The 9,172-nt window shown below is 64.0% G+C and carries 9 protein-coding genes; 2 read left to right on the forward strand and 7 right to left on the reverse strand.

From position 1 onward, the window contains the following. Positions 1 to 3 precede the first annotated feature (3 nt). Positions 4 to 771: a sulfite exporter TauE/SafE family protein gene (locus ACT3S6_RS11065; protein ID WP_444555007.1), complete on the forward strand. Its 768-nt coding sequence runs from the start codon at positions 4 to 6 to the stop codon at positions 769 to 771. A gap of 60 nt (positions 772 to 831) precedes the next feature. Further along, positions 832 to 1,515 (forward strand): metal-dependent transcriptional regulator, encoded by a 684-nt coding sequence (locus ACT3S6_RS11070; RefSeq protein WP_444555008.1) that lies wholly within the window; start codon positions 832 to 834, stop codon positions 1,513 to 1,515. Between the two features lie 1,109 nt (positions 1,516 to 2,624). On the opposite strand, the gene ACT3S6_RS11075 is transcribed toward ACT3S6_RS11070, so the two are convergent. From ACT3S6_RS11075 to ACT3S6_RS11105, 7 genes are all read right to left on the reverse strand, one after another. Further along, entirely contained in the window at positions 2,625 to 3,653 is a 1,029-nt protein-coding gene (locus ACT3S6_RS11075) for a transposase (RefSeq protein WP_443349364.1), read from the reverse strand. Between the two features lie 20 nt (positions 3,654 to 3,673). Next, the gene (locus ACT3S6_RS11080) at positions 3,674 to 4,072 is read right to left on the reverse strand and encodes a hypothetical protein (protein ID WP_443349365.1); all 399 of its coding nucleotides are present in this window, start codon (positions 4,070 to 4,072) and stop codon (positions 3,674 to 3,676) included. Between the two features lie 873 nt (positions 4,073 to 4,945). Next, the gene (locus ACT3S6_RS11085) at positions 4,946 to 5,821 is read right to left on the reverse strand and encodes a metal ABC transporter permease (RefSeq protein ID WP_444555009.1); all 876 of its coding nucleotides are present in this window, start codon (positions 5,819 to 5,821) and stop codon (positions 4,946 to 4,948) included. Continuing rightward, on the reverse strand, positions 5,818 to 6,558 hold the full coding sequence (locus tag ACT3S6_RS11090) for a metal ABC transporter ATP-binding protein (protein ID WP_444555010.1): 741 nt from the start codon (positions 6,556 to 6,558) through the stop codon (positions 5,818 to 5,820). Before ACT3S6_RS11090 ends, ACT3S6_RS11085 begins: the two co-directional genes overlap by 4 nt. Beyond that, positions 6,555 to 7,514 carry a metal ABC transporter substrate-binding protein gene (locus ACT3S6_RS11095; RefSeq protein ID WP_444555011.1) on the reverse strand — a complete coding sequence of 320 codons (960 nt, stop codon included), beginning with the start codon at positions 7,512 to 7,514 and terminating at the stop codon, positions 6,555 to 6,557. Before ACT3S6_RS11095 ends, ACT3S6_RS11090 begins: the two co-directional genes overlap by 4 nt. 86 nt (positions 7,515 to 7,600) lie before the next feature. Beyond that, positions 7,601 to 7,726, reverse strand: a complete 126-nt coding sequence (locus ACT3S6_RS11100; RefSeq protein WP_444555012.1) for a hypothetical protein — start codon at positions 7,724 to 7,726, stop codon at positions 7,601 to 7,603. Between the two features lie 68 nt (positions 7,727 to 7,794). Next, a complete protein-coding gene (locus ACT3S6_RS11105; RefSeq protein ID WP_444555013.1) occupies positions 7,795 to 9,024 on the reverse strand; it encodes an MFS transporter in 1,230 nt (409 codons plus the stop codon). Positions 9,025 to 9,172: the final 148 nt, after the last annotated feature.

A 9,172-nucleotide genomic window follows, 5' to 3' on the forward strand; every position in this document is an offset into this window, starting at 1 on the left:
GCGGTGATCGGTGCCGCCCTGGTCTTCGGGCTGATCGTCGGCGGGCTGCTGGGGCTCGTCGGCGGCGGAGGATCCATCCTGGCGGTTCCGGCACTGGTCTATGGGGTGGGGATGCCGCTCTCGGCGGCCATCCCCAGCTCGCTGGTGGTCGTGGGGGCCTCCTCGACCATGGCGGTGCTGCCCCGGATACGACGCGATGTGGACTGGCGGCTGGCGCTGATCATCGGGGTCACCGGCGGGGCGACGGCCTTCGCCGGTACCGCGGTGAACTCGCTGATGGATCAGCAGGTGCTGCTGATCGTCTTCGCGGCGATCATGGTGCTGGCCGGCATCCGGATGCTGCTGCCCGTCGGCTCCCGGGCCGGCCATGACATAGCCGCCGACGGAACCATCATCTGGCGTCGCCGCCTACCCAAGGCGGTGGCCACCGGTATCGTCGTCGGATTCCTGACCGGTCTGCTCGGGGTCGGGGGAGGGTTCCTCATCGTCCCGGCCCTGGCATTGGTCCTGGGGCTGCCGATGACCACGGCGGTGGGGACCTCACTGGTCATCGTGGTGGTCAACTCCCTGGGCGGATTCATCTCTCATATCGGGAACCTGGACCTGGACTGGGCGCTGACCGGGGCCTTCGCCGGAACCGCCATGGTGGCGTCCTATATTGCCGGGCATATCGGGCGCTCGCTGCCCGAACGGGTGCTCAAACGAGGCTTCGCCTCACTGGTCTTCGTGGTGGCCGCCTATGTGGTGGCCCGGGTGGTCCTGGCCTTCTAGCCGGTGGGGCCGGGACCCTCCGACGGGCTTGTGGGGCCCGGGCTGCGTAGACTGGCCTGCATGTCGGTTACTGAATTGTCGGACAGCGCCCAAAACCATCTCAAAGCCGTCTGGAGCCTCTCGGAGTGGACCAGCGAACCGGTCACCACCAAGGACATCGCCGAAAAAACCGGTTTGCGGATCTCCACGGTCTCCGATGCCGTGCGCAAACTCGCCGAGCAGGGCTACCTGGACCATGCCAAATACGGCACCGTTGAACTCACCGAAACCGGTCGCACCCACGCGGTGGCGATGGTCCGCCGCCACCGGCTGATCGAATCCTTCCTGGTCGACATCCTGGGCTACGGCTGGGAACAGGTCCACGACGAGGCCGAAGTCCTCGAGCATGCCGTCTCGGACTTCATGATCGAACGCATCGACACCATCCTGGAGCACCCCACGCGCGACCCGCACGGGGATCCCATCCCCGCGGCGGACGGCACCGTGGAGGTGCCCGACGCCGTCCAGCTCACTGGCGTCGAACCCGGAACCGTCGTGGTGGTCGAGCGGATCTCCGACTCCGACAGCGAACTGCTGGGCTACTTCAGGGACCGGGACATCATCTGTGGTGTGCGGTTGACCGTGGGCGCCGGCGAACCGTATTCGGGCACACTCGAAGTGCAGATCGACGGCTCCGACCAGCCGCCGTTGAGCCTGGGGAAGACGGCCAGCGACGCCCTCTTCGTCTCGGTCGCCGGCCGCTAGGGAACAGAAGCAAAAAACTGCCCGCCCGGTCGTTCGGCGGAACGGCTTGGATGAGCAGTTTTCCAGAAGCCTCTTTCGGATTTCGTCGTACGAAAAGCTGGACGCCGACGGCTATGAGTTAGTTGCTCCAGATGGCTACTGCTTCAGTCGGGGTAGCTTCGGCGAGGCCGGCCCATAAGTTGATCCGGCCTTTCGAAGTGGTGAAGAACTTGGGATTAGTCGCGTTGGTGGCCCCAATGCTCACAGAGAAGATGGTCACGAGCGCGACTTTCGTCAACGAGCCGGTGGTTGATTTGCAGTCATAGCTGTGGCCGAGGCCGGTCGAAGTCAGAAAACACAGCCCTGATTCTAAGATGCGCCATACCAATAGGTAGGCAGTAGTCACCGTGCAGAGCCGGTCGACTGCCTTTTGCATGAGTAGTAGGCCGGGTAAATGCCCGAAAAACTGCACTGGGGATGACACGATGACTGCAGATCGTAAGGGGGGGAACATCATGACCCGACGTAGTGGCCACAGTGCCTCGTGTGCAGCAGCAGTGATAACGATGCCGAATGAGTGTAAGTGCCGATGTATTGGTGACTTGCACGGAGGCCCACACACGGCCCGTGCGAGCGCTCTCGTCTGGGATGCTGCCGACCGTGCAAAGTATTCCGGACAGCAGGTTTCTAACGCCAAGACGGCCGCCAAAAAAGCGTTCAACAGGGGTGGTTCTGTCGGCCGCGAATGCACCGACTATTTGGTCACCCATGCCATCGATGAACTTATTCTCACGGGAAGCATTGATGAGCAGGCGGATGCTCGTTTAGTTCTTGGGGCTCTGGTCGAACCTTTTGTTGACGAGATCTCCCGCGCCGGTCTCAAGGACTCCGACGCTGAGGCCATCAGGCGAGCCGCGGACGAATTCCATTTGTTGTGCACGATATGTGCTGAAGTCCTGTGGCTGGTCCAGCAGGGCAAGCATTTAGCGTCGGAGAGCGCCAAACAGATTGCCCACCGGATAATTAAAGGCCAAGGCGAGCACAAGTGGTTTACGCCTTTGGCGAGGAAGGTACTGCACCGAGCACTCGTCCGGGTATTTAACAGCACTATTGACCTTATGCGGTGTGTGTCAACCTGTTTGGAGCCATTGAGTTTGGTCTTCGGGTTTTGGCCCGGGATGGTTGATGCCTGACCATCCGGATGGCCGTGGCACTGTCGGGCGGCGGTATCCGAAGCGGGCAGGGTTTGCGTTGTAGTACTCATCCATGGCCCGGACGCGGTCGTCGTGGGCTTCGGCCCAGCTCCCATCGTGGACCTGGGCCGGGCTGAACAAGGCGATCCCGGTATGGCGGTGTTCGGCGTTGTACCAGGGCACGTACGTTGCAGCGTAGCCACGGGCGGACTGCAGGTCGGTGAAGATCCCCGGGAAATGCTTGCGGGTCTTCAGGGTGCGGAATTCTGACTCCGAGTAGGGGTTGTCGTTTGATACGTAGGGCCTGTTATGCGTCACCGTGACGCCGTGCCCCTCGAGCATCCGGGCCAGGGTGTCCGAGCGCATCGCCGGCCCGGAATCGGCGTGCACCCACTGCGGCACGGCGCCCTCGGCGGCGAACGCCTGCTCGAACAACTGCGTGGCAAGATGCTCGGACTCGCGTTCCTCGACACGATGTCCGACGATCTTGCGGGAGAAGATGTCGATGATCGAGTAGACCTTGAACACCTGGCCCCGGTAGCGGCCCTTGAAATCCGTAATATCCCAGGACCAGACCTGGTTCGGCCCTGTGGCCAGCAATTCCGGCCGCTCACGCTTCCCGCTGGCAGGGCTGCGGGTGGGCTTGACCGGCCGCAGGGCCTGATCGAGGCGTAGGGCGATGCGCCACCACGTCCGGCGCGTGCCCACCACGACCTGCTCGTCCCACGCCGCGGCGAAGGCATGGTCCACCGAGTTCCCCTCCTCCCAGGCTGCGAGGATGCGCTCCTCGGCGGTGTCCCGTTCGACCTCGGTCAGCGCGTTGGGTTGCACCCTCTGGGCCTGCGATACTGGGTCGGCGGCTCGTTGGCGTGGATGGTGGCGATAATGCCAGCTTGAGCGGGCCAAGCCGATCATCTGCAAGGCGCAGCGTTCGCTGTTGCCGCCGATGCCCGTCAGTGACGACATGAGCTCGTCCTCGCCCGCGATCACTTCCCTGGATCTGGTGGAGCCGGGGTGTTGCCGGGCGTATGCTCGCTCCACTTCTGCATAAGCCCGATAGCTTTTCCCAACGCGGCGTTGGTGGCCTGGAGCTGCTCGTTCTGCTCGCGCAGCTTGGCCATCTCGCTCTCCTGCTGGGCGAAGGCCTTCTCCAGCTGTCTCATCCGATGTCCTGAACTTGTCACGAGTCCAGCATTCCGAGGCGTCAGGCCACGGTCAAGGTCGCCGCCCAGATAGGCCAACCGCCAACGGATGAAAGACGATCTTGAAAAGGGCTGCTCCCGCAACCATTTGGTCTTCTGGCCGTGTGGTAGATCCATGTATTCGATCACGGCTTCGCGTTTCTCCACGGCCGTCAATGCGCTCAGAGTCAATTCAACCTCCATGCCCTCTGTTCCATGTCAGCCACCGCGAGGATGGCTCACAATCAGGTTGACACTGAGGGATGGTCGATCCTGTCCGGATCAAGATGCTGCAACTTGTTGGGTTCGCGACGTGTCCCAACGTAGACGATCATAAGGATGTCGAGCAGTACTGCGTGAGGCCACTAGTAAACGGATGGGTGTCGCAGGAGATGAAGGACTGGATTGACCGGGGGTTCAACTACAGATCGTGCGTTGATCAGCGTGCTCGCCCGAGGAAGCGCTCCTGAGGGTGACGGGGTTCTCTGAATTCGAGGCTCTGGGGCCAGGAAGCCGGATCAAAATTCTACTCAGGATGCTGCGTACCAACGATGATTTCTTACTTCTGACGGAGAAGTGCAGGTAGCCAAAGATTTCTCTGGGGATCTCGGAAGGATCGTGCTTCCCGACCGTTGTTGTAGTCGTGCGAGCCTAAATCGTTACTGATGTGAGCGCAGACCTGCACTTGTCAGTTCTGGTATTCGGCACCGAGCTCTTCGGCATGATCTTTCGTGTCAATTCGTCGGCTCCCACCGGTCTCCCCGTTGAAGGACGGGGAGCTTGCCGATGGGTTTGAACATGGTGATGTTGTGGGTACGGCCTAATCAGTGCTCAGGTTTGAAACCAGGACGCTCGGATTAGTCTGACCAATCCATGTCAGCCTAGTGAACGTATTTGGTGAGAGCCATGGGTCGGCTGGTGGTTCACGCGACGGACAACGGCCACGGGGGTGAGCCCAAAGGTAGGGTCATGTGGGTCCAACGGCCTGTCACCATCTTCTTTTTCAAGGGCCAAGAGAAAAGACGCTGGGCTCAGGAACGGCCCACAACTTGAAATGTCAGTATCCTGGCCACCTTTTCAGGCTGCGGTGGTGAGCAGGCGCTTGCGCCGCTGCGCCGCCCACCGCTTACCCAGTAGTCCGTGGCGGGGGCCGAACAGGTAGACCACTGTGAAGGCGGCGCCCTGGGACAGGACCACCATGGCTCCCGAGGCGGTGTCGAGGTAGTAGCTCACATACAGCCCGGCCACGGCGCAGACCACCGAGATGATCGGGGCGATCACCAGCATCCGGGAGAACCGGTCGGTGAGCAGGTAGGCGGTGGCCCCGGGGATGATGAGCATGGCCACCACCAGCACCACGCCGACCGCCTGCAGCGCCACGACGCAGGTCAACGCGAGCAGACCCAACAGACCCGCTCCGAGCAGGCGCGGGTTCAGCCCGATCGCCTGGGCGTGGGTGGGATCGAAGGCGTAGAGGGTGAAATCGCGGCGCTTGAGCAGCAGGACCGCCAGGGTGATGGCCCCCAGGATGCCCACCTGCCACAGCTCCGCCCGGGAGACCCCGAGCAGGTTGCCGAAGATGATGTGGTTTAGGTCGGTCTGGGAGGGGGTGACGGAAATCAGTGCCAGACCCAGCGCGAAGAGCGTGGTGAACACGATCCCGATCGCGGCATCCTCCTTGACCCGGCTGGTGTCACGCACCACCCCGATCAGGGCGACGGCCAGGAACCCGAAGACGATGGCCCCCAGGGCGAAGGGCGCCCCGACGACGTAGGCCAGCACGACCCCGGGAAGCACCGCATGGGAGACGGCATCGCCCATCAGGGACCAGCCCACCAGCACCAGCCAGCAGGAGAGCACGGCGCAGACGACCGAGGCGATGATGGTGGTGGCCAGGGCACGGACCATGAAGTCGTAGCTGAGTGGTTCGGCGAAGAGCTCGATGAGGTTCATGCCAGCACCTCCCGGTCCATGACGTCCAGGCCGAAGGCGCGGGCCAGGTTCTCGGGTTGGAGGACTTCGTCGGGGGAGGCGTGCATCAACACCTTGCGCATCAGCAGCACGGCCTCGTCGGCCAGGGCCGGCAGGGCGTGGAGGTCGTGGGTGGAGACCAGGACGGTGGCGCCGTCGGCGGCGAGCCCGCGCAACAGTCCGGTGATGGTCGCCTCGGTGCGCTTATCGACGCCGGCGAACGGCTCGTCCAACAACAGGATGGTGGCACCCTGGGCGATCCCTCGGGCCACGAAGGCCCGCTTCTTCTGTCCTCCGGAGAGTTGGCCGATCTGCCGGTCGGCGAATTCGGTCAGTTCCACCCGTTCCAGGGCGTCCGCCACGGCGGCTCGGTCGGCCGGGCGGGGCCGGCGGGTGAAGCCCATCTGGGCGTAGCGGCCCATCATCACCACATCGCGGACGGACACCGGGAAGGCCCAGTCGACCTCCTCGCTCTGCGGGACGTAGCCGATGGTGCCCGCCTTGCGGGCGGCGGCCGGGGCCCCGCCGTTGATCTTCACGGTTCCCTGGTCCGGGGTCACCGAACCCATGATCGTCTTGAACAGCGTGGACTTGCCCGAGCCGTTCATGCCGACCAGTCCGCAGATGCGGCCGGGCTGCAAGCTCACGCTGGCGTGGTCCAGGGCCAGGACATCGCCGTAGTGGACGGTGGCCTCGCGCACGTCGATCGCGGCGGTCATGAGTTGGCTCCGGTCAACGCGTCGGAAATGGTCTCCGAGTCATGGCGCAGCAGATCCAGATAGGTCGGGACCGGTCCGTCGGCGGTGGAGAGCGAGTCGACGTACAGGGTTCCGCCGAAGTCGGCGTCGGTAGCCTCGACGATCTGCTGCATCGGGGCATCCGAGACCGTGGATTCGCAGAACACCGCGGGGACCTGCTGGTCCTTCACGAATTCGATGGCCGCGGCGATCTGGCTGGGCCGGGCCTGCTGCTCGGCGTTGACCGCCCAGATGTACTGCTCGGTCAGTCCGGCGTCGCGGGCCAGATAGGAGAAGGCGCCTTCGCAGGTGACCAGCGCCCGTTCGTTCTTCGGCAACGTGGACAGATCGGCTTCCAGATCGTCACCGACCTGCTGGATCTCCTTCTTGTATTCCGCGGCGTTGGCCAGGAAATCCTCGGCATGCTCGGGGGCGAGTTCACCGAAGGCCTTCGCCATGTTGTCGACGTAGAGCTTGGCGTTGTCCGGGCTCATCCAGGCGTGTGGGTTGGGCAATCCGGCCTGCTCGTCCTCGCTGATGTCGATGACGTCCACGCCTTCGCTGGCCACGATGTGGGGGACGTCCAGGTGGTCCACGAACTTCTCGAACCACGCTTCGAGGTTCATCCCGTTATCCACGATCAGATCGGCCTTCGAGGCCTTCTTGATGTCCCCGGGGGTCGGCTCGTAGCCGTGGATCTCCGCACCCGGCTTGGTGATCGACTCCACCTGCAGGTGCTCGCCGGCGACATTGGTAGCCAGATCCGACAGGACGGTGAAGGTCGTCAGGACCACGGGCAGGTCGGAGTCGTCGTCGGTACCGGTGGACGAGGCTGCTGCGCTGCAGCTCGTCAGGCCCAGGGTCGCAGCCAGCAGGGCAGCAGCGGCAACGGGGCGACGCCTAGCGTTTTTTGGCCAGGGAAAGTGAGGGATGTGCATATCTGTACTTTACGATCAAGCACCCAGAAAACAAAAGTTCGGGTCCCCAAACCTGTTGTTTTGACCCGCAAGCCCGAAACTTCCGCCTAGTCCCGCAAGATGTGTCGGATCTGCCCGGTCTTCTTGCCGTTTTTCCAGATCACGCCCACGGCGCTGAAGGTTCCGATGAGGATGGCGGTCGATAGCAGTGTGCAGAGCAATCCGGTGTCCATGGTCCTGCCTCCGTTCCGGTCCTGATGTCCTGTTCCGGCCACGGTACTCCCTCAACAGGTGACGGGGGTCAGACCCGGATCTTGCGGGGCAGGACCCCGGCACAGACGATGACCAGCAGTCCGGCCAATGGCACGATGAGCAGCCCGGTGGCCAGGGTGGTGCGGTCGGCAACAAACCCGACGATCGGTGGGGAGAACAGGAACCCCACGCGCATCAGCCAGCCCAGGATGGTCAACCCCGTGCCATGGCGCAGGCCGGGGAGCTCGTCGGCGGCGTGCATGGCCGCCGGGATCAGCGTGGCCATGCCGAAGCCGGAAAGCCCGAAACCGATGATGGTCCCCGGGATGGTCGGGAAAGCCAGCGCCAACCCCATGCCCACCACGACGATGACGCCCCCGGCACGGGCCACGAGTCGTTGGCCGAAGGCATCGAAGAGCTGGTCACCGATGAGCCGACCCACCAGTTGGCAGCCGATGAGGGCCACGAAACCCAGCGCGGTGACCGGCGCAACGGCGCCGAGTGAATCGTGCAGGTAGATGGCCGCCCAGGAGTTGCCGGCATCCTCGATGATCGAGCCGCCCGTGGCGACCAGGACCAGTGCGGCGAGGATCCCGTAGGTGGCCAGGCGGGAGATGCGGGCCCGGGGGATGCCGCCGTCGTGCTGCTCCGCGGTGTCCATCCCGGTCGGTTCCGGGCCGGGAAGAAGCGTGCGGCGGCAGTACAGGGCGAGGGTGCTGAAGAGGATGAGCGAGACCCCCAGATGGATTCCGCGTGGGATGTCGGCTCCGGAGGCCGCGGCCCCCATCAGCCCGCCGAGGACCGCGCCTACGCTCCAGGCGGCGTGGAAGGAGTTCAGGATCGAGCGGCCGTAGCGGCGTTGGACGCGCAGCCCGTGGGAGTTCTGGGCGACATCGGTGATCGCATCGGCGGCCCCGGCGATGAACAGCGCCCCGGCAAGCAACGCCCAGCTCGGGGCCAGTCCGGCCAGCAGGATGCCGGTGCCGGTGAGGATGGTCCCTGCCACGGCGACCCGTGAGGAGCGGAAGCGACGGATCAGGGTGGCCGCGGCCAGACCGGCGATGAGGGCCCCGAGCGGGAAGGCCGCGACGGCAGCCCCGAATTCCCCGTTGGAGAGCCCGAGTCCGTCCTTGATCGCCGGGTAGCGCGGCAGCAGGTTGGCGAACAGGGCGCCGTTGGTCAAAAAGAGCAGCGAAACCGCCAGTCGCGCCCGGCGGTCGGTGAGTGAAGGGCCGGTGGCAGTCGCGGTGTCTGGGGCCTCAAGCGGGTCGGGTGTCACGTATCCACCGTAGGCCGTTTTAGCTTCGTGATCCTGACTAAGGCTTCATAAGGTAGCTCTGCGGCAGTATGGGTGAAGTGTGATGAGCAACCCTCCCCTTAGCCTTGATCCACCGACCTGCCATGAGGGACCGGGACGCTCTTTGAAC

The sequence above is a fragment of the Arthrobacter sp. AOP36-C1-22 genome (assembly GCF_052377515.1).
In the GTDB taxonomy this organism is placed as follows: domain Bacteria; phylum Actinomycetota; class Actinomycetes; order Actinomycetales; family Micrococcaceae; genus Arthrobacter_H.

Excerpts from the sequence above, each read along its gene's own strand:
- ACT3S6_RS11070 (WP_444555008.1), top strand. The coding sequence starts at position 832 with ATGTCGGTTACTGAATTGTCGGACAGCGCCCAAAACCATCTCAAAGCC.
- ACT3S6_RS11095 (WP_444555011.1), bottom strand. The coding sequence starts at position 7,514 with ATGCACATCCCTCACTTTCCCTGGCCAAAAAACGCTAGGCGTCGCCCC.
- ACT3S6_RS11075 (WP_443349364.1), bottom strand. The coding sequence starts at position 3,653 with ATGTCGTCACTGACGGGCATCGGCGGCAACAGCGAACGCTGCGCCTTG.
- ACT3S6_RS11080 (WP_443349365.1), bottom strand. The coding sequence starts at position 4,072 with ATGGAGGTTGAATTGACTCTGAGCGCATTGACGGCCGTGGAGAAACGC.
- ACT3S6_RS11090 (WP_444555010.1), bottom strand. The coding sequence starts at position 6,558 with ATGACCGCCGCGATCGACGTGCGCGAGGCCACCGTCCACTACGGCGAT.
- ACT3S6_RS11100 (WP_444555012.1), bottom strand. The coding sequence starts at position 7,726 with ATGGACACCGGATTGCTCTGCACACTGCTATCGACCGCCATCCTCATC.
- ACT3S6_RS11085 (WP_444555009.1), bottom strand. The coding sequence starts at position 5,821 with ATGAACCTCATCGAGCTCTTCGCCGAACCACTCAGCTACGACTTCATG.